At 36.3% G+C, this 21,907-nt stretch carries 16 protein-coding genes; 3 read left to right on the top strand and 13 right to left on the bottom strand.

Translation table 11 applies throughout. From position 1 onward, the window contains the following. Positions 1 to 7: 7 nt before the first annotated feature. A complete protein-coding gene (locus A5880_RS09705) occupies positions 8 to 973 on the bottom strand; it encodes an ABC transporter permease (protein WP_419469611.1) in 966 nt (321 codons plus the stop codon). Positions 974 to 1,260: 287 nt separating this feature from the next. Between A5880_RS09705 and A5880_RS09700 the strand changes: the two genes are divergently transcribed. Beyond that, positions 1,261 to 1,647, top strand: a complete 387-nt coding sequence (locus A5880_RS09700; protein ID WP_086330760.1) for a hypothetical protein — start codon at positions 1,261 to 1,263, stop codon at positions 1,645 to 1,647. Between the two features lie 170 nt (positions 1,648 to 1,817). Here A5880_RS09700 and A5880_RS09695 read toward each other — a convergent pair whose 3' ends face one another. The 3 genes from A5880_RS09695 to A5880_RS09685 form a co-directional block, all read right to left on the bottom strand. Continuing rightward, on the bottom strand, positions 1,818 to 2,843 hold the full coding sequence (locus A5880_RS09695) for a WxLIP family cell surface protein (RefSeq protein ID WP_086330759.1): 1,026 nt from the start codon (positions 2,841 to 2,843) through the stop codon (positions 1,818 to 1,820). Positions 2,844 to 3,017: 174 nt separating this feature from the next. Beyond that, a complete protein-coding gene (locus A5880_RS09690) occupies positions 3,018 to 3,641 on the bottom strand; it encodes a WxL domain-containing protein (protein WP_086330758.1) in 624 nt (207 codons plus the stop codon). A gap of 98 nt (positions 3,642 to 3,739) precedes the next feature. Then, positions 3,740 to 6,820, bottom strand: coding sequence for a hypothetical protein (locus tag A5880_RS09685; protein ID WP_086330757.1), 3,081 nt, complete (start codon positions 6,818 to 6,820; stop codon positions 3,740 to 3,742). A 167-nt stretch (positions 6,821 to 6,987) separates the two neighbouring features. On the opposite strand from A5880_RS09685, the gene A5880_RS09680 reads away from it, so the two are divergent. Beyond that, positions 6,988 to 8,427 (top strand): helix-turn-helix domain-containing protein, encoded by a 1,440-nt coding sequence (locus tag A5880_RS09680; RefSeq protein WP_086330756.1) that lies wholly within the window; start codon positions 6,988 to 6,990, stop codon positions 8,425 to 8,427. A gap of 238 nt (positions 8,428 to 8,665) precedes the next feature. On the opposite strand, the gene A5880_RS09675 is transcribed toward A5880_RS09680, so the two are convergent. From A5880_RS09675 to A5880_RS09640, 8 genes are all read right to left on the bottom strand, one after another. After that, positions 8,666 to 9,598, bottom strand: coding sequence for a D-ribose ABC transporter substrate-binding protein (locus A5880_RS09675; RefSeq protein WP_086330755.1), 933 nt, complete (start codon positions 9,596 to 9,598; stop codon positions 8,666 to 8,668). A 20-nt stretch (positions 9,599 to 9,618) separates the two neighbouring features. Then, positions 9,619 to 10,563: an ABC transporter permease gene (locus A5880_RS09670; RefSeq protein WP_086330754.1), complete on the bottom strand. Its 945-nt coding sequence runs from the start codon at positions 10,561 to 10,563 to the stop codon at positions 9,619 to 9,621. Between the two features lie 2 nt (positions 10,564 to 10,565). Beyond that, positions 10,566 to 12,047, bottom strand: a complete 1,482-nt coding sequence (locus A5880_RS09665) for a sugar ABC transporter ATP-binding protein (RefSeq protein WP_086330753.1) — start codon at positions 12,045 to 12,047, stop codon at positions 10,566 to 10,568. Positions 12,048 to 12,067: 20 nt separating this feature from the next. Further along, a complete protein-coding gene (rbsD, locus tag A5880_RS09660) occupies positions 12,068 to 12,457 on the bottom strand; it encodes a D-ribose pyranase (RefSeq protein ID WP_086330752.1) in 390 nt (129 codons plus the stop codon). Continuing rightward, positions 12,454 to 13,335 carry a ribokinase gene (gene rbsK / locus A5880_RS09655; protein WP_086330751.1) on the bottom strand — a complete coding sequence of 294 codons (882 nt, stop codon included), beginning with the start codon at positions 13,333 to 13,335 and terminating at the stop codon, positions 12,454 to 12,456. The genes rbsD and rbsK overlap by 4 nt, the downstream gene beginning before the upstream one ends. A 79-nt stretch (positions 13,336 to 13,414) precedes the next feature. After that, the gene (locus A5880_RS09650) at positions 13,415 to 14,374 is read right to left on the bottom strand and encodes a LacI family DNA-binding transcriptional regulator (RefSeq protein ID WP_086330750.1); all 960 of its coding nucleotides are present in this window, start codon (positions 14,372 to 14,374) and stop codon (positions 13,415 to 13,417) included. Positions 14,375 to 14,522: 148 nt separating this feature from the next. Further along, on the bottom strand, positions 14,523 to 15,128 hold the full coding sequence (locus A5880_RS09645) for a class I SAM-dependent methyltransferase (RefSeq protein WP_086330749.1): 606 nt from the start codon (positions 15,126 to 15,128) through the stop codon (positions 14,523 to 14,525). A 10-nt stretch (positions 15,129 to 15,138) separates the two neighbouring features. After that, positions 15,139 to 15,729 carry an SGNH/GDSL hydrolase family protein gene (locus A5880_RS09640; protein ID WP_086330748.1) on the bottom strand — a complete coding sequence of 197 codons (591 nt, stop codon included), beginning with the start codon at positions 15,727 to 15,729 and terminating at the stop codon, positions 15,139 to 15,141. 236 nt (positions 15,730 to 15,965) lie between these two features. On the opposite strand from A5880_RS09640, the gene A5880_RS09635 reads away from it, so the two are divergent. Next, the gene (locus tag A5880_RS09635) at positions 15,966 to 17,057 is read left to right on the top strand and encodes a hypothetical protein (protein ID WP_086330747.1); all 1,092 of its coding nucleotides are present in this window, start codon (positions 15,966 to 15,968) and stop codon (positions 17,055 to 17,057) included. A 328-nt stretch (positions 17,058 to 17,385) separates the two neighbouring features. Here A5880_RS09635 and A5880_RS09630 read toward each other — a convergent pair whose 3' ends face one another. After that, complete coding sequence (locus tag A5880_RS09630) at positions 17,386 to 21,840, bottom strand: bacterial Ig-like domain-containing protein (RefSeq protein ID WP_336577074.1); 4,455 nt, start codon at positions 21,838 to 21,840, stop codon at positions 17,386 to 17,388. Positions 21,841 to 21,907 lie beyond the last annotated feature (67 nt).

The following is a 21,907-nucleotide window of genomic DNA, read 5'->3' as shown; positions in this document are numbered from 1 at the left end:
CTCCTCCTTAGAATAACGCTGATTCATTATCAAATCGACGAACAATGCCATTGGTAATCATTAATAAGACAAAGCCGACGGTGGATTGATACAGCCCCGCTGCCGCAGTCATCCCAATATCACCTGTAGATGTCAACCCATTATAAATATAAGTATCCAACACAGAAGTAACTTGATAGAGCGCACCAGAGTTTCTAGGAACATTAAAGAACAAACCAAAATCGGCTCTAAAAATATTTCCTACAGCTAAAATCGTCATAATCGTCATCAACGGCAATAATTGAGGAATCGTTACATTTTTGATCTGCTGCCATTTACTCGCACCATCAACCATCGCAGCCTCATAATAAGTCGGATCAATCCCCATCACCGAAGCAAAATAGATGATGCTGTTGTAGCCGATCCCTTTCCACGTGCCAATGAACACTAAAATAAACGGCCAATATTTCACTTCACTATACCAATTGACTGGTGTGCCTCCATGACCTGTGATCCATTGATTGAAAATACCTTTGTCTGGGCTTAAAAAGGCATACACAAAGTAGCCAATAATAACCCAAGATAAGAAATAAGGCAATAAAGACATCGTTTGATACACTTTTACCAACCGCTTATTCCGTAACTCACTCATAACAATTGCAAAAAATACAGAAATGACAAGGTTCAATGTAATAAACGTCACGTTGTACAACACTGTATTTTTCGTAATTAAAAAAGCATCATTGGAAGAAAATAAAAACTTAAAATTATCAAACCCGACCCACGGACTGGCTTTTAAACTAGCGATGAACCCATCTGGCGAAATGTGAAAATCCTTAAACGCCACAACATTAGTCAACACTGGAATATAGAAAAAAAAGATCATCCAGATCATCGCCGGAATCGCCATAATAATCAGCGCTTTATACCGCCAAACATTAGAAAAGAAACGCGAACTCTTCGACTTTCTTTTCATCCACTCAACTCCTTTCATCAAATTGTCTACAATAGAATTGTAGCGCTTTCAAAAAAAGATAGAAATAAACAAAATATAGATATTGTTATAGAAAATATAGATGTTTCGATAAAGTGATCTTAAATAAAATAAATTCTGGTAATCAGTAACACTTTTCTAAACCTCTTTTTTCAACTTAATTATGGTCATTTAGCAAGAAAATAAAATAAGCGTTTGCAAAGCAAGAAGAGCTTTGATAGTATTTTTCTTAGCCACCTTCATATTAAATAAAAATACAGTCGCTACTTGAATTAAGGAGCTAATCTATGAATTATTTAAAATGGTTAATGATCCCTTTTATGCTTATACTTTTAGTCTCTTGCTCTTTTACAATAGACAAAAAAATAGGAAAATCAGAGAGGCACTCAAAAGAAGACATCGAAAAAGCCATGTCTGTCGTAGAAAAAGAGTATAAAGAATTTATCACCGTTGGAAAACCAATCGTCTTAACTTTCGATCAAGATACATCAGATAGTGTTCTTAAAGAATATTCACCTAAGTCAAAATCAGACTTAATCGTTTTAAATTCAGATATAAAAACAACCATTTTTTCTGGCAGTTTATCTCCTGTATCAACGTATAAAGATTTTTATTGGATTTTAGAGAGAGAAGAGGATAATTGGACGATTCTTCATGGTGGTTTTTTGAACTAGGTATGAATATAATGATCCACACTCACGTTGCTTCCAGATAAACTCTGAAATCAGAAACAATCCCTTCTAAAATAAAAAAGAACTTCACAAAAATTTGAAGAGCAATTTTCGTGAAGTTCTTTTTATTTTTCGAGATTAGACAATTCTATCCCGACCTCATTTAAACGCGATTAAACGTGACGTTTTTTCTGGTAAAGAATATATCCGACTAAACCAACTAAAACAAGACTCATTGCCCCTACGATCCAAGGCCAATAATTGGTTGGTTGTTTCACCACATCAACAGCTTTCTCATTGATGTTTTCAGCTTCTTTTTTATCTACATTAAATTCTTTAGTAAATGACCATTTATCTTCACCGCTAGAAACAGTTAATTTCATCGTATAGTCGCCCGCTTTAATTTCTTCATTATCCAATGACACATTGTAATTGAACACAGAATAAGGAGCCATTGCTAATTTTTCTTTCTTTGTTGTATAAACGAGTTTGCCTTTTTGATAAATGTTTCCTTCAACTGTTGCATTTTTTAAAGTAGCTCTTTGGACATTTCGGATTGTAGCTAGAAAAGCTGTTCGACCATTGGCTAATCCCGCTTTAGCTTCAGCCAGTTTAATTTCTGGTTTAACGATACGGTCTGTTTCACTTAATTTCACACCGATTGTGTAAGAAAAACGATTGGATAACTGCACGCCAGACGCACTTTTTTGTTCTTTTTTTGCTTCATTTGAAGCATCCGTTGTCTCATTTTCGTCTACTTCTTGCACAAAAAATCCACCTAAAACGTCGCCATCAAAAGATTCGCTTGCCATTTTCAACTGAAAGCTGATTTCTTTTTCTTCTTTTGGTTTCAATGTAACGACTTGTTTTTTTGAAACCAACTCAGTAAATGGATACTTCATTGTTCTATCCATTATCGGATCATCTAGGCTATAGTCGATCATGCCATTGTCATTGGTAAATGCATTTCTTGGCGTCACTGCGATTGTAGATGGTCGATCTGCGTAATTCACAAGCTTTAACTTCAGCTCTTGTTCTTGTGATGGCTTCATTGTTAAATGAAAATAACTCACATCAGTCTTTTGATTTTCCGGCAAAATTGCTTGAACAGAATACGACATTTCCTCAGCCAAAGCAGTGTGTCCATTAAATAGTCCAAAAACAAACAGAATACTTAAAAGTCCTAGTATTTTTTTCATGATGACCATTCCCTTCTTTTCTTATTGCCAAGTGTGATCTATGTACATATAAGGTTGGGACAGAAACGAGTAACTTCAACCAAGCAAGTGAATAGCCGTTTATTCGCTTTCTGTCTCAACCTATTTTCGCTATCTACTTAGACAGCTAATTGTTACTATGTCTGATATTTATTTTTATTCTTGACCTGTTTCAGCATCAACTAAGTTCCAGTTGATTTCACCTGTATAGTCTCCTGCAACGACTTTCTTGTTATCTGTATAACCAAATGTCATCATCGCATTAGAAAGTCCGATTGTATTTACGCCTAATCCTGTTGTTTCACCATCTGAAACAATGTTTGTTCCAACTTGATCGATAGCGATTAAATCTGCTGCTCTAGGTGCTTCTTGACCGAAAATTTTTGTTCCTTCGATTACTGGTGATGCTAATGTTTGTTCTTTATTTTCTTTGTTCACAAATGCTGATAATTTTACATTTAAGGTCCATTTTTCGTTAGAACCTAATAAATCGACAACTTGACCTTGAATGATTCCAGATTCATTTTCCATTGGTTTTGATTTGATCGTTGAATTGATGACTGTGTTTCCAAGATCATTTGTTGTTACTGCATCATTTAAGTCAAAATCAAAATTCACATTGTTTGTGAAACCTGTTAGATACAGATCGCCACCTTTAACTGCCGCTTGTGCTTGTGTTGTTGCTTGTTTTGACGGTGCGTCTTCTGCGTGTGCTGATACTGCAAAAGTGCTTCCTACTGCTAATAAAATCATTCCTGCTGTTAATTTACTTGTTTTCATAATTAAATTCCTCCTAATTTGTTTAACTGTTTAATTATTTCAATGATAGAGACTGTTTGTTCTATCTACTTAAAACGCTGCTAATGAATCCTTGCTTTTTAAGGCACGTCCATCAAGTTCCAAGAAATCGTTCCTTGATAATGTCCTTTATTTTTATTTGGGGAAAGTTCTGCATAAATTTGTTGTTCACTTTTTTCGCCAAAGGTTAACTCTTTCATGCCCTTATGACTAATGACGACTCCTGCTTCTAGTGACTGTTTTTGTTTATCTTTTTCAAAGAATAGTGGCAATAGATCACCAGAGGCATTTTTGATCTCACCAGAAATATGCAATGACCACGAGTTACTACCTTCACGTGTATCTTGAATCTTGATACTTAAATCTTCAGCATATTTCTTTTGGGTTTCTCGCTTTAAAATCATTTCGCCAAAATCCAGTTCTCCTGTCACATCAGCGATCGTCAACATTGCTTTTGGCTGAACCTTAGGCAACTTAATTTCTTTGACTGCTTCAATGTCCTCTTCGGTTTTGTCTGTACCAAACGCGGAAGTATGAACAATGATCGGATTGTTTAATTTCGATGCGTCTTTTGCAGCCATCGCCTTTACTCGAATATGATATTCTTCTTGCGGCAAAATGTCCTTTTTAAAACGAGCCATCGCCACTCGTTGGTAATTTTTCTTTGTCTGCTGTTCATCATTTTCGGAAATAATTGTACATTCCACTTGATCACTAGGTAAGGGCTGATTATTTTTATCTAGCACCTGAATCTCTTTAAGCTCTAGGCCTTCTTCTTCTGGAAAAATGTATTGTACTTGTTTCCATGCGCCAGAATCCATTTCTTTGGCTATTGCTGAATTACCAATTGTTCCTTCAAAAATCAATTCATCTTCTTCTTTGATTTCTTGATTAGTGATATGCCCGTCTATATAAGCTTTGGGGAAGTTAGTGACGGTTCCTTCATTTGCTAAACTAATTTCACTTTTTACTAACGGTTTCGTATAACTATCTTTTTCATAGAAACTGGCAGTATTTGCGATAGATGCTAATTTCACACCTAAACTTTCTTCTTTAACAATCGCATCAAAGCTAAAGGTAATTACTTCATTTAATGCCATGGCACCATCATAGGTCATTGTTTGTTCTTTTATTTGAACATCTGGTTTTGGATCACGTTTATTTTCAATATGAATGGATTTTTCATCTAGTGCTAAATACTTAGAAAAGTCATTTTTCCAACGGAAGTAAATATTTTTCCCTCTGTTTTCTAAATAAATTTCATAGTGTAAGCGATCGCCAGGATGGACTTTCGACAACAAGCCATTTGTATTGGTAACAGTTGAGTCAAACACATACTTTGTATCTTTAGAAATGATTCGGAATGTGCGTGTGACTTTCTCCGATAGATTGCCTTCACTATCTTGTGCAAGAAAAGTCAGAGTGTGTTTTCCTGCTTTATAGGCAGTTAAATCGATGTTGTCAATTGACCACTCATGTTTTTCTCCCACATTGGAATTGGCAATCTCTTTTGCAGTGGTGTACGCTCCATTGTCTATGGCATACAATAATCGAATATTGTTACGTCTATCAGATTCCACCGTACCCGTTATCTGCTCTAAGTTTTTCCCTTCAAGCAAACTAGCTGGGATGTCCGATTGTAATTTAACCTTAGGCTTACTTACCTCGTCCAAGTGAAGCGTGTAAGACATAATCCGCGTCCCCTGCGGCTTGACCTTTTGTTTATCCCACATCATTGCCAGTGCTGCATCGGAATAATGATCGACGAGTTCACCTGGTTGTCCGTTTTTATCTTCTAAACCGTGAACTTCACTACTAATAATTGATCGGCTTTTGAAAAAATCACCTGGTTCAGCATCACGATACAACCAATGGATACCAATACTTAAATCTAAATAGGTGCCTTTACCGGCTCCCCATTTATTTGGTCGCGTACCGCCATTTTTTTCTTCAGAAACATCAAACATGACATTATATGGATTGTTTTCGATAAACAGCCCACGTCCATTTCCTATATAAGAAACATCTGCGCTCTCTCTACCATTTAATTTGGTATCAACAATTTCTGAAAATCCAACATTCATTGGTTGCGGATCACCTAATAATGGTTTGTCTACTCGTTTGATTTCAATTTGTTTTTGGACATCGCCTGTTTGATCCTCGACACTCAAGGTCACACGTACGACGACTTTGTAAGAATAGACCAAGTTGTGATCGATCGTGAATTCTCCATAGCCTCTGATTTGGTTGCCATTGACTGCTACTGCGGTTAAGGCTACTTTCTCAACAGGCGTGTATTCACCCGTTTTCTCAAATGAATAGAAACGGATTCCTCTGCCGTTGCCAGAATTTCTTTCATTCCGATAATCCACTCGTTGACCATTTGTGTCTGTTAAGAAAACGTTGGTTAAAAACAAATCTTGTTCTGTCGCAAATCCATAAGAAAGTTGATTTCCTGATGGGATAGCCGCTGACAATAGGGTTTGCTTATTAAGCTGAACTTGCCATCCAGAATTTCGATCGGCGGCAATTTCACTCATTAACTCACTTGATCGCACCTCTGCTTTGGGTTCAGGTTCTGTCGTAGTCGTACTTGTCTCAAGTTCAACACTGGTATCGCTTTTTGACTGTTCGTTTGATTCTGATTCTGTTGTTTGTGTTGTTTCGCTTGTTGAAACATCTTCTGAGCTTGTTTGAGTAATCTCTTCTATTTCACTACTTGTTGCGGTTGAAGAGATTTCGGTCACTTCTTCGTCCATGTGTAAACGATACGTCTTTACTCGTTCATTTTGTTCAACTTTAATCTCTTGTTCTTTTACTTGATCCACTTCAAAATATAATTGAAACGGTTCTGTCCCTTGGTAGATAAATGAGACGCTGCTTTTTTCTTCATTACTATGTAAATTTAAAATCGTTTGTTTATTTTCTAAGGCTAACGTATCGATCGGTGTATCGGACGTAACGGTTATTTCTTGTCCAGGAATAACTTGAGGTAATGTGACCTCTGCTTGTCCTTGTTCATTGTTATGTATAGTTAAATCTGTTACTTGCTCTTGTTCACTTAATGTCTCAGCGAACACGCTCATCGTACTTTGACAGAAGGGACTGACGACTAAAAAAATAATAACCATCCAGACATTGAATCGTTGGATCACTCTCACTGAATCACCTCTTATTTTTGCCAAAATTTTTCTGTATACAAAATATAAAAGAATCCACTCCTAAGTTCAAGATATTCTCGTATTATGTTTTTTTGCTTTTTTTTATTTTTTTAATATCAATAATCTTCGTTTCCGTTTATAATAACCAATATAAAGGAGAGATTGTTATGTTAATGACGCAACTAATCAAAAAAAATGAGCAAATAAAATTAAATTTATTTACTAAAATTGTAAATAGCTCGATGATTGAAGCAGATCTGCTTCAAACGCAGTTGTCTTTATCAAAAAATCGTCTCTACCATTTCATCTTACAATTAAATAGAGATTTAGCTGTCTATCAAATACCTGTAGTCATTGGATATAAAGATAATAAATACCTAGTCGAAGATACAACCAATGAGTATCATCCATCTTTATTAATTTATGAATTGATTCAACATTATTTAAATTCTTCTGCCATGTTCCAACTTACTTATCTTTTTTTACATGAGGAAGAATTACCAATCACTGATATTGCACAAACCTTATTGTTTTCTCAATCGCATACTTACTACGTCATTCGGCAAGCTAATCCTTTTTTGCAACAATTCAATCTAGAATTAACTGTGGCCAATAAGAGCGTTGTACTTAAAGGTCGAGCGGCGGACATCTTTATTTTTCGTTTTTTAGTTTTTTGTTTTTTATTCTTTTACCAATCACCTTATCCAGAAATAGAAACAGAACGCAAAAAAAGTATTGCAAATGAAAAAACAGCTCCCTACGCCAAACAAATGACCTATTCAGAACTGCATAGTTTGAATTCTTTTTTCTATGTTCTTGAACATACACCAACAGATCTAGATCGTTTATTAGCTGAAATTCAGTCATCTGCTGTGTTTCCTTTGACAACTATTTTTGAAGATAAAGAAAAAGATCTTAATCACCCTTTTCTATTATTCTTCCTCAGAATCTTTATTCCTAGAATCTACACTTTTGATGAAATGATTCACTTTGGGGAACAATTGGAAAATATGCCCGATTTTCACTTGGCAAGTTTGGCGAAAGAAATGCTGGATGCGGTTTTTGAAGAATTCTCATTGGAATCTTTGCCACGATTTTATAAAAATTATTATGCAAGTTTTTATATTTTGACACTTCATCTAAGTTATATTGAGTTTTTCGGTCATGACTTTAAGAATATTTTTTATTCTCAAGCGTTGACTACTGAAAGCGTCCAAAGTCATGCTGCTCTGTATGACCAGCTAATCAATTTTTACGACCACTTTCAGCCAACAACACCTTGGACTAAAAAAGAAGAAAATAAACAAGTCTTGATTGATACCCTATACTTGATCGTCTTAGGTGAACATCAACAAAAAGTGATGATCTATATTGACTTCGGCGGAAATATCGTTGCCGAATTAGCATTAAAAAGAAAACTGATGAAAATTCTAAATCCTGAAACCTTTGTTTTTACAACAGATGATACAATCGCCGACGTGATCATCGCCAATTATGTAGCACCCATCGAAAGGAAAAACACGACCTTTTTGCTTGTAGAAAACTTTAATGAACAAGGAACGTGGAAGGCTATTTATACCCATTTATTGCAGCTTGTTAAAGAGTAAAAATAAAGAGTGTGGAACAAAACTAAAAATCAGTTTTGTTTCACACTCTAAATCCTAATAAACGGTAGACAAAAGGCAGGTTCTTCGGCAATTTCGCAAAAATCGAGCAATACAAGAAGTGTATTGTTCGATTTTTTACTCCACTAGCTCGAACCTAATCGACTTTTATCTCAACCTCCATTTATTCAAGCTTTAGGAGGCATTTCCATAAAAAAAATTCTCACTTCACTGCATCAGTCTATTTTGCTTCCACTAATTCCAACGGCGAATCAATTTTACTCTCCACTTTCTTCCCTTCAAAATGATCATAGGCTGCTTGTAAAGCAAGTTTACCCATTTCCACAGGTTGTTGAGCCACTGTTGCAGCTAAGGTTCCTGCTTTTACAGCTTTCAAGCCATCTTCATTTCCATCAAACCCAACCACTAAAACATCTTTTTTACCTGCTGATTTTAAAGCTTCTACTGCTCCTAGAGCCATTTCATCATTTTGAGCAAAAACCGCTTTTATATCTGAACTTGATTGCAAGATATTTTCCATAACCGTTAATCCTTTAGCACGGTCAAAGTCAGCAGATTGGCTTTGAACGACTTTCAAGTCTTTTTTAGCAATTGATTCGAAGCCTTTTCCACGCTCTCTTGTCGCTGAAGCACCTGGTGTTCCTTCTAATTGTGCCACTTTTGCGTCTTTCCCTACTTTTTCTTTGATAAAATTAGCTGCCATTTCCCCACCTTTTACATTATCAGAAGCAACTAGTGTTAAGATTTCCCCACCATCAGAACTTCTATCTAACGCAATGACAGGGATATTCGCTTCATTGGCTGCTTCAACAGCAGGTTGGATTGCTGAAGAATCAACTGGATTGACTAAGATAACATCTACTTTTTGTTGAATCAGATCATCAATATCATTGCTTTGTTTTGAGGCATCATTTTGTGCATCGGATATGATCGTTTTTGTTTTATTTTCATCTGCTAAGGTTTGAATCCCATCTTTTACAGAAACAAAGAATGGATTATTTAAGGTAGAAATACTTACCCCTACTTTTAAATCTGCTGCTTTTTTCTCTTCTGTTTTTTTGTCTGTTTGCGTATCATTTTCTCCTAATGTTGCTGCGCCACATCCTGATAAAAGTAACCCTGCCGCCACCATTGATAATACTAGTTTTTTCATTGTGCGATTCTCCTTCATCTTTATTTATTTTGTTTGCGGTCTAACAATACCGCAATGATAATAACTAAGCCTTTAACGATTTGTTGATAAAAACTAGATACGCCTAATAAATTCAAGCCATTGTTAATCGTGCCTATAATCAGCGCCCCAATCAAGGTCCCAAACAATCGTCCTTTTCCTCCAGATAAACTCGTTCCGCCTAACACAACCGCTGCAATAGCATCCATTTCATAGGCTTGTCCTGCCGTTGGTTGCGCTGAATTTAGTCTTGAAGTTAGAATAATTCCTGAGATGGAAGCCATCAATCCTGAGATCGTGTAGATGATGATTTGAATTTTGTCTGTTTTGACCCCAGCAATTTCAGCCGCTTTAAGATTCCCTCCTACAGCGTATGTTTTTTTACCGAAAGCTGTTTTATGAAGCAAGGTATAAAGGAATACGAAAAATAGCAACATAACAATAATTGGAAATGGAATACCAAATAAATAACCCTTACCCATAAATTGAAAAATAAAACTTTTGCCGATTCCAGTAATTGGGTTCCCATCTGTATAAACCAACGTCGCCCCACGATAAATCGTCATAGTGGCAAGCGTTGCGATAAACGGTGCCATTTTCCCTTTGGTAATCAACAAACCATTTATCATGCCAAGAAATGCACCCAAAACCACACCGAAAAGCATTGCAAGAACCGGTGATACTCCGCTGGCAATCAATCCTGCCGTCAACGCACCTGATAACGCTAATGTAGAACCGACCGAAAGATCAATACCGCCAGTGAGAATAACAAAACTCATTCCAAAAGCAATCAACGCATTGATGGATACTTGACGTAGTAAATTCAGCAAATTATTCGTCGCAATAAAACTAGGATTTAACACCGTTACGACAATCACTAATACGACTAATGCAAGTAACGGTCCTAATGACCCAAGAGCAATTTTTTTCTGTTTTGTCTTTTCCATGATTAATTTCCTCCTGTAGCTAGGTTCATAATTTTTTCTTGTGTCGCCTCTTCTTTTCTTACTTCACCAGCAATTTTTCCTTCTCTAACTACAATCACACGATCGCTCACACTCATAACTTCTGGCAAATCACTTGAAATCATAATGATCGCCACACCTCGTTCTGCTAATTCATTCATCAACAGATAAATTTCTCGTTTCGCCCCTACGTCAACACCTCTAGTTGGCTCATCTAAAATCAAGACTTGTGGACCAATCCCGATCCATTTGGCTAAAACGACTTTTTGCTGATTTCCTCCTGATAAACTACTTGCAGGAACTTCTTTGCTTTCTGCTTTGACCGTTAAACGTTTTAAAAGTAAGTTCACAAATTCATCCATCGTTTTCTTTTCCAACAACCCATGTTTGGCAAATTCATCCACTGAAGGCAACACAATATTATCTTCTAAACTGAAATCAAGAATCAGCCCTTCTTCTTTCCGATCTTCTGTTAAAAAACCAATTCCGTGCTTGATTGCGTCAGATGGTTTATTTATTTTTAATTTTTCCCCTTGCAAAAGAATGTCACCAGAATCATGTGAATCGATACCAAAAACAGCCCGCATAATTTCCGTTCGTCCAGAACCCATCAATCCTGAAAAACCTAAAATTTCCCCTTCTCTAACTGAAAAAGACACATCTTCAAACAGATTTTTTGATGTCAGATGGTTCACTTCAAATTTGACTGAACCAATCTTATTTGTTTTCTCTGGATAAAAATCACCGATATCTCTTCCCACCATATCATGCACAATCTGATTCACATCGACTTGAGCAATTTGGTAACAACTAACAGAAATCCCATCACGCATCACTGTAATTCGATCACATAGAGAGAAAATTTCTTCCATTCTATGAGAGATATAAACAATCGCGACACCTTTTTCTTTTAACCCACGAATAATCTTAAACAAGTTCGCAATTTCCATCTCAGAAAGTGCAGCAGTCGGCTCATCCATAATCAAGACTTGACCATTTAGCATCAATGATTTAGCAATCTCAAGCATTTGCTGCTGACCGACAGATAAGCGATCCACCTGCTCAGATAAATCCAATGAAATATGCAGTTCATCGAAAATCGCTTTCGCTTGTTCAGCCATTTTTTTGTTGTCGAGTAGACCAAAACTTGTTTTGATTTCTCGATTTAAATACATATTTTCCAAAACTGTCATGTTAGAAAACGTATTCATTTCTTGGTGAATAAACGTTAGCCCAAACTCTTCGGCTTCTTTTGGGTTTTTAAAGTATCTTTCCTTTCCATCAATAAATATTTTTCCAGCGTCTTGTTTATGCAGCCCCGTTAAAATATTCATCAATGTCGATTTTCCAGCACCGTTTTCTCCCATTAAAGCATGGATTTCGCCTGATTTCAGTTCAAAATCAACGCCTTCCAATACCTTATTTGTGCCAAAACATTTATTGATCCCTGACATTTTTACTTCCATGAGAACACTCCTCTCATTTTCTAAAAAATCACTGCTGACTGTAAAATAATATTTGCATACGGCGTCACTTCACCTGTGCGGATAATTGCTTTTACGCCTTGGCTCAACTGCTTGAATTCTTCATGTGAAACATACTCGATTGTCGAAAATAAGGGCGTTACTTGTTCATAAAGAGCGGGATTATTTTCTTTGATTTCATCGGCTAAGACCACTTTTTCAACCGCAACTTCTGCTAAAATGGTTTCCAACACCGAATAAAATGACGGAGTGCCTTGCTTTAAAGAAATATCAATTTCCTTCACATTTTCTGGAACTGGCAGACCGCAATCGCCAATAATGAAACGATCTGTATGACGTAAATCATCAACCATTTTGGCGATTTCTGAGTTCAATAAGCCACTTTTTTTCATAATGCCCCAACCACCTTTTCATACACCGGAATCCCATCTTGCGCTCCCTTTGCTTGAATAGCCAAAGCAGAAGCCGCGTTACCTAGTGCTAAACTTTCAGCTAATGATTTTCCGTCTAAAATCCCTTTCGCAAAATAGCCGTTAAACGTATCTCCTGCACCTGTCGTATCTACTACATTCGTAACGCGATGTGCTGGCACAACGACTTCTTTTTCCCCATCATGAAAGACAGCTCCTTGTTCTCCTAGCGTGACAATTAATTTGTTTGGGTATCTTTTAAGGACGTTTTCTCTTGCTTCACCTTTAAACAATAACGCTGTTTCATGCTCATTTGGTGTGATGTAGGTCACTTTATCAATATATTTTCCAGCAATTTCTTTCGCTGGTGCTGGATTATAAATAGTTTTGATCTTGTGCTCAAAGCACCAATCAATCAAATATTCAATAGTTTCTAACGGGATTTCATTTTGCAATACAATGATGTCCATTTTTTGTAGCTCTTCTTGATACTGTTTAACCATTTCAATAGAAATCAGGTCATTCGCTCCTGGAATAATGACAATCCGATTGTCGCCATCTTTTATCTGAATATGGGCAGAACCACTTTCACTTTCTTCAATGGTCTGGATCATTTCTGTATGAATAGCATTTTCACTTAAATTTCTGATCAATTCCTTTCCAAAAGAATCGCTTCCGACAGCCCCTAACATAAATACATCTACCCCTGCTCGGCTAAGAGCAACTGCTTGATTGGCTCCTTTTCCACCAAAGAAGGTTTGAAAACTTTGACCAACAACCGTTTCCCCTTGATTTGGGATTACTTCTGTTGTGACTACAAAGTCCGTAGATATACTGCCTATCACTGCTGCTTTTTTCATTTTATCATCTCCATCCACAATGTGTAACCGGTTACCTATGGTTGTACATTAACACTTTTTACCGATTTTGTAAACCCTTTCAGCGTAAACTTTCTCCTTTTTGCAGTCTAACGGGCAATATTTTCTCTTCTTTGTCTATTTTTTCTTGGGCTACTAACTGCATCATGATCTCTGCTGCGGTCTCACCAATTTCGTAAACAGGTTGTTGAATCGTCGTTAACTTAGGATAAGTCATATCCGCAAACGGAATACCGTCATACCCAATAATCTGTAAATCCTCTGGAATCCGCATCCCTCGTTGTTGTGCTTTTTGCATAATTTTTAATGCTAAATAATCATTTGAAGCAATGACTGTATCGACAGAAGCATACTGTTCAAAAAATCGGTCAGAAATTTTATCCACTTCATTCACATTAAAAGAAGAGGTTTCATAAATATCATAGGCCGTTTTTTCCATGTCTAGTACATCGGTCAATCCTTTTAAACGCTTTTTCGCACTAGTAAAAGAAAGACTTCCTGTAATAATCAAGATATGTTCAAATGTCGTCTTTAAAATTGCTTCACCAATCAATTTTCCACCTAAATAATCATCTGGCAACACTTTGCTGATTTCCCCTTCATATACTCGATCGATTCCAACAACAGAAATATCTGGAAGAGGTTTGATCGGTAAGGCAGTGATAATTCCACTGACATTATTTTGAATAAACGTGGTAATATACTGGTTTAGCTGCTCTTGTGAATCGGATGTGTTCGCCAAAAGCATCATATACCCATTTTTGATCAACGTTTCTTCGATTCCTTTTGCTAGTAAAGGAAAATACGGATTGGCAATATCCGGCAATAACACGCCGATGATTTTCGATTTTTTTTGAAATAAAGATCGTGCCACTTCGTTAGGTACATAGTCCAATTCTTTGATTGCTTCTGCAATTTTTTTCCCTGTTTCAGTTCGTACATACCCGTTTTTATTAATATATCTGGATACACTAGCGACAGATACCCCAGCGTGCTTCGCTACGTCTTTAATCGTGACCATCTAGCTCACTCCAATCTCACTCACTGTCTTGACTTTTCTTCTTGTACATCTATTTTAGAGGAAACCCTTGCAAAAAGATAGTTTCGACCAAAAAAAAGCAATGCCGCAACTTCTGTCGAAGACTGCTTTGGCATTGCTCTTTAAAGATTTAAGCTTCTTTCACGCTTTTTAAAATATAATAGCCTTTATCTTTGGTTACGACTTCGACATTGCCGAAGACTTCTTCCATTTTTTTCTCTGCGCTAGGTGCGCCTTGTTTCTTTTGGATAACGACCGTTAATGTACCACCAGTAACAAGCAAAGGATGGGCTTCACTTAAAATTTCATGAACCACTTTTTTCCCTGCACGAATTGGCGGATTACTGATGATTGCAGCATAGTGCGTTTCATGGATATCTGCATAAATATTGGACGTGTGAATGTCTACGTTTTTCACTTGATTTTTCTTAGCATTTTCCTGTGCTAAAGCCACTGCTCGTTGATTAACATCAATCATCTCTACTTCTCTACCACTGATTGACGCTAATGTTAAACCGATTGGACCATAGCCACAACCGACATCCAGCAATTTTCCTTCTGGTAATTCTTCAAAGTCAAACGCATCGATCAACACTCGTGAGCCAAAATCCACTGTATTACGGGAAAAGACCCCGCTATCAGTTAAAAATTGGAATTTCTTTCCTCTTAATTCAAATGACCACTGCTCTAAATCATGGGCAAGATCTGGATTTTCTGTATAATAATGATTCGTCATGTTCTTCTTCCTAACTATTGTCTTTTGTCATCAGTCTACCTTTTATTTCACGAACAATCAAGGCTGCAAGTAAGTCGTAGCCTGTTTTAGAAAAATGCAGACCATCTGCTTGTAAAAACTCATCGGTGCCAGGATAAACCACCATCGCTTTATAAAGATCGATGACTGGAATCTCATATCGTTCAGCAATCGCTTTTACTCGCTCTGCGTACTCACGAATCCGTCCATCCTCACGATTTGGTTTTCTAGCACAATCCACATAAGGCGGTGTCAATAAAATAACTTTTTCCTTGCCGATTTTTACAATCATTGTTTCAATATTTTCTGCAAATGTTTCTAGAGAAACTAAATTATCCCTATTTGTGTCATTCGCTCCAAAGAAAATCGTCACAAGATCAGGCTTCTCTCTCAAGACTTCTTTATCTAAACGCTTCATCGCATCAACGGTAGTATCGCCCGGCATCCCAGCGTTGATAATCGTGATTTCTTCTAGATTTTGTGCTTCTAATCCCTCCGTAATTAACTGTTGTAAAATCGGAGTGATTGCTTCTTCTCCATATCCAGCAGTGATACTATCACCAAATAAAACTAATTTTTTCATATCACACTCTCCTCTCTGCCTTTTTCTTCATTTATCATACCATTGAAAGAAGAGTTTTGGCGAAGGAACGATTTCTTTCAGTCATTGATTTTCACATAAAATAAAACGAGATTGTTTCTACCCTTTAAACGCCTACTATAGACAAACAATATTTAATATAATCAAATTGACACCAAATTCTTACTAACGTATAATCAAAATTATTAACAAATCTTACGTTAAGAAAAGAGCTGAACATGAAAAAATATTATCTTAACCTCCTAATAGCCATCTCCTTATTGGTCTTATTTATTCTAAGTAGCTGCAAAAAAACAACGACTCTACCAAAAAAAGAATACGATCTTGCCATCATTGATTCAAAAAACATCACAACATTTAAAGAAAAAGACGATGCCTTGCAAAACGTTGAACAACAAAAACGAACAGATGGCAACCTAAATTTTTGGCGTACTAACTTTTGGGAAATGAATAACAGCTACTATACAAAAACATCTGAAAGTCCGAAACTTGACGTTTTTTTAGCCAAAATCAATAGCGATTTGTCGATTGATCTTGTAAAAGCAAAAGGCAATGATGCCTATACTTCCAATGTAGATGGAGAATTTTTTTATACAACCACTTGTTTTAGCGATCGAACAGAGTTTTATAAATATGACAAAAACTTGAAACTTAAGCTAAAAAAAGAAATCCATCAAAAAGAAAGTATTCTGACTAACCAATTAATTCCGCTTGGGGAATATCTTTATGTTTTGTGCGCTTATAATAATCCCGACGACGGAACGAGTAAGAATATATTACTAAAAATGACAAAAGAGTTGGAGGTAGTAGAAGAAATAGACTTAGGGGATGAAACGAGTGCTTACATGAGAATGGCTGCATTTCAAAACAAACTATATATAACTGAAGGCAATGCTGGCATACGTTCAGACGGTGAACCTGGCGAATCTAAACGAATCCTTGTCTATGATTTGGCAAACAAAAAGAAAGAATACATCAATCTAACGTATCCTTATCCAATGGAGATATACGTGGATGCTCAAAATGAACACCTACTTATTCGTCATTATGAATTGTATGTAAAAAGTTATACGTGGACTGTTTATCATTTGAAAGAACAATCTGAATCGTTCATTCATTTTCCAGAATACGAAAAACAAGAAAAAGAAAAACATATAAATTCTCCATTTCTCTCTATGAAAAATGGCTATTATTATTTTATGTTTGACGACCAAATCACTAAATATGATCCTAAAATAAATAAATCAGTCAAACTAGATTTGTCTTCCTATCACCTGGAAGACACAAGTGCATTGATTATTAAGGATTAAGACTACTTCAAAAAATGAACAAGGAAATAATGAAAATTATTTGTTGAGATTCACGAACTTATTGATTGGCATATCGGACTATCAAACCTATTTCTAATCGAAAAAAGCGCTGTTTCTTTCGTTTTTAAACTATTTAATGAGTTTTACTATCCGAAGAAAATCAAGCATCTGACCTGCCCAGAAGTTCTTTACTTTATCGAAAAACCTAGAGGAGTTTACCTCTAGGCTTCATGATAATCAATTTAATCCTTTAATTTTTCGCCAACTTTAGTTGACAGATAGATAGCCTCTGGAATTAGCTACTTACACAGTTCACTTTGCACTTTCATTACTCTTTCTTTTTATACTTTCTTCCTTTAAAGAACAACACAATAGTAAGAAGTATTCCACCCAAAATGCTAGTAAGAATGCTAATATCTTCTCCCGTTGAAGGAAGTTTTTGGGTCAACGATCCACTTTTTTCATATGTTGCTCCCTTTACTTCTGTCTTGTTTCCAATAACTGCTGCTTTTTCTTCAGTCTTTTCAGTTGTAATTGATTCCTTCTCACTTACTATGTCTTTATTTCCTAATACTGTAACTAATACGGTGTCGGTTGCTCCTCCATTAGTATACGTTACTTCATATACTCCTGGTTTGCTGGTATCGACTGTCGTTACTTCTTCTCCTGTTGCTTTATCTACGATCTTGTCTACCATTGACTCAGTGAATGTGACGGTGTTCCCATCTTTGTCGGTTGCTGAGACGAAGTTGTCTTCTTTATTCCAAGTGCTTCCCACATAGATCGTTGAGTCTTTTCCTTCTACCGTTTCTTTGTTTTCTAGAACTGTAACTGTTACGGTATCAGTTGCTCCTCCGTTGGTATACGTTACTTCATATACTCCTGGTTTGCTAGTATCGACTGTTGTTACTTCTTCGCCTGTTGCTTTGTCTACGATCTTGTCTACCATTGACTCAGTGAATGTGACGGTGTTCCCATCTTTGTCGGTTGCTGAGACGAAGTTGTCTTCTTTATCCCAAGTGCTTCCCACATAGATCGTTGAGTCTTTTCCTTCTACAGCTTCTTTGTTTTCTAGAACTGTAACTGTTACGGTATCAGTTGTTCCTCCGTTGGTATACGTTACTTCATATACTCCTGGTTTGCTAGTATCGACTGTCGTTACTTCTTCTCCTGTTGCTTTATCTACGATCTTGTCTACCATTGACTCAGTATAGGTTACGGTGTTCCCATCTTTGTCGGTTGCTGAAACGAAGTTGTCTTCTTTATTCCAAGTGCTTCCCACATAGATCGTTGAGTCTTTTCCTTCTACCGCTTCTTTGTTTTCTAGAACTGTAACTGTTACGGTATCAGTTGCTCCTCCGTTGGTATACGTTACTTCGTATACTCCTGGCTTGCTAGTATCGACTGTTGTTACTTCTTCTCCTGTTGCTTTATCTACGATCTTGTCTACCATTGACTCAGTATAGGTTACGGTGTTCCCATCTTTGTCGGTTGCTGAAACAAAGTTGTCTTCTTTATCCCAAGTGCTTCCCACATAGATCGTTGAGTCTTTTCCTTCTACCGCTTCTTTGTTTTCTTTTGGTGTCAAAGGAATTTTAAACTCATTTAGAGCAGTATCTTCAACAATTTTAAGTTCTTTGCCAGCCAAATATTCATTTGGAACAGTATATCCTTCTGGTACCTCTGTTACTACTAAGCTATAGTTACCTGTTCGAATTCCTGTGAGAGCCTGAAGTCCAGCTTCATCTGTTGTGTATGATACTTCTGTTCCTGTATCAAGATTTTTCAAGATGAATGCTACATTCCCTAAGGGCTCTTCTGTAACCGTATTGTATGAAAGTACTTTTCCTGATACTAATTTTGTAACCATATCTCCTGCTACATATTCAATATCAACGCTATTACTTAACTTACTTAGTTGATAACTGTCATATCCAATCAAGCTGTCTGATTTTATCGATGTAGTCGTAGAAACTTTTCCAGATTGAGAAGAAATTGAATTGTAAGTTAATGTTATATTTTCTGTTAATACATATCCTTCTTTAAACTGGATAGAGATCCCTGTTCCATCTACTTTTGGAACAATAATGTATTCATCTTCAGGGATAGTTGCTCCAGAACTAGTTACGATTGCTATAGAAGCCGTTTCGGCTACTGCTTTACTTGCCCCAGAAAGAGTAATATCAAATGACGGACTAAGCAACTTATATTTATTCGCATCTACATTTTTTGTAGTAAATGTATGTTGAACTACATTTAAGAACGTATCATCTTTTTCAAGTACAGATGTATCTATAGGAGTTGCGGGCGTTGTTTGAAACGATTGAGAGACAGGTTCTTCTTGTTGTCCTGTTACTGTTGATTCAATTGTATCATTAGACCTATTGACCCAATTATTCGTTCTTTCCCAAACAATTAGATAACGATTAGACGTCTCCCCAAAATCGAACGTATAAACTTTCTTGGTCTCATCGTAAGTAATTGTAGGATACTCAGCATCCCCCAACTTCACCTCAGTATTAGTTAATAAACTTGAATTCTCGTAAAGTGTCCAGTCAGGATGTGCGATTGATTTTACTTGATCATTGGAAATATTATATATTTTGTAACTTGCTGCTGTATCTTCCATCTTAGAAATGTCTGATGTTACGATCAATGAATCATAGGAGTCATTACGTGCATTCACCAAAAATGCTAACGAGTTTTTACCTGGAGTAGATTGAAGAGTTGCTTCACTATACTCTCTTTCTTTTAAGTAAGAAGAGACTAAAACAGGTGGAATATCTTCATACCCATCGGCTGAAAGTGTGACAGTAGAATCTACTGCATTATCACCACTTGGAATAGGCTCTGTTTTATCTAATCCATCTGGAACATAATTAAAAACTAATGAATAATCTATCGTATTGGTAATAGGTGTAGTAAATGCAATTATTGTTTCTGTGTCACTAACTTTTTCTATAGTATAATCCACACCTAGTTTATAGGTTTTCTGACTTGTTACAAGTGCTTGTATTTCTCTAACGGAAAAATAGGAAGGGTGATCTATTGTGATTTTAATATTATTTAGAGGCTCTGCAGTTGTTCCCTCCAAATGAATTTTAGCATTTTTGGAATTATTACTTGCCGCATTACTATTTCCCCAAGCTGTTCCGCCAAAATCTGCATTGATTACAGAAATTTTCTCAATGTACGGATTGTATAGTACTTCATATTTTGCTCCCGCATTGATCATTGTATTCTCTGCAGATAACACAACCGCTTCCTTATTTTGTGGAACAGTTGCTTCAACATACATCTGACTTAATACTATATCTTGTTTTGCTCTGAGCGTGAGAATGTTTTCTGATCCTGTGGGTACAATTTCAAAAGAAGATTCTGCTACATTTGTATTATTTGCATCATAGATGCTTAATAAATAATCAGTAATTGGTTGCCCGTTATCGCTTGTAATAGTAAAGGTATCTCCTGCCTTGACGGCGTATTTAAACCGATCATTCTTATTTAACAAGTTCACTCTGTATTTATCTCCAGAAATGAGTTGCGCAGAAGTCATTGTTCCAGCTATACCATCATTTTTTAAATTCTTCCCCCCTTTATTACTAATATTTGCAGAATAATAGGACGAAAGTACAGAACTAGAATCTGCGTTATAGTAGGTTAAATTTCCATATGCCCATCTTCCTAATGTTTTGTCTGGTGCAGTGTACTTTGATGCCGTAGTCCCTTGGAGTGCATACTCTTTACTTGTTGATACAACATACGTTTTTTCTTGGTCCATATTTGTCACTTTAACTGAAAGCTTCTTATCACTGTTCTCAATAATCACATAATCCGTACCATCAACTAAAACCTCTTCAGTATCTAAAATAGGATTTCCTTTAACATCCACATAATAAGACTTTACAGTGATACCCTTATCTGGATCTACTAAAGCCAGTTGGATTCCTTGGTTTTCTATAGTTGCAAAAGCACTATTAGTGATATTTAAAAATTGTTCTCCTGAAAGTGCTCGAGATAAGTTATAAAAAATATCTCCAGAAATTCCCCATACATTTTTATCACTAATAAACTTAATATCCTCTACTTTTTCATACGCATTAAATGTATAAGTTTTAGCTGTCTTTCCAGCTGTATCAAGGGTTACAATTGGTTTGATTCCAGCCTCTACTTTTAGATAAGTTAAAATGTTGATTGTAAAATTAGGGTCTGTAGTCGCTTCTGTAAAGGTAACCACTAATTGACGGTTGGCTGCGTCCACTGTTGCTTTAGCTGATGTGCTTCCTGTAAGCGTTATATCAATTCCACTTAACCCGATGTAATCAGGTAGTGGTAGCGTATACGTATCTCCGCTGTGATATGTACCAACTTGATTGAAATCCAATTGTAGCTTAACTGCTGCACCATTTTCTATACGATTTATACCATTAGTATTGTATTCGGTGCCTACGTTATCTGTCATATTATAAATTTTAATTTCCTGAAGTAATTCATCTGTAATTTCCATACCAGCTGGTACTGCTCTAGAATGCGGCACCACATTTTCTTCTTCAACTGGAACGTCTTCACTTTCAGACGAATCCTGTTGAATCTGTGTTTCTGTTGTTTCTTCCGTAGTAGCCTGTTCTGAATCAGAGGATTCTGATTCAACAACTTCTGAACTAGTTACGTCTTCCGTTTGTACATTTTCTTCTAAAACTTCCGCAGCTGCGGATAATGGTAATATATTTTGTGACAATAATGCTGCAAGCGTTACACATGTTAAGATTCTATTTTTTTTCATAAAATAATTCTCTCTCTCTGATTAAATTTCCATTTATTTTTTTTAGTATTGCCAAACAATTTCTATT

Origin of the sequence: Enterococcus sp. 4G2_DIV0659 (assembly GCF_002140715.2) — a bacterium.
GTDB classification, from domain to species: Bacteria; Bacillota; Bacilli; order Lactobacillales; family Enterococcaceae; genus Enterococcus_L; species Enterococcus_L mansonii.
Note: the sequence above shows the minus strand (reverse complement) of the source record. Positions and strands in the feature narration are given on the sequence as shown.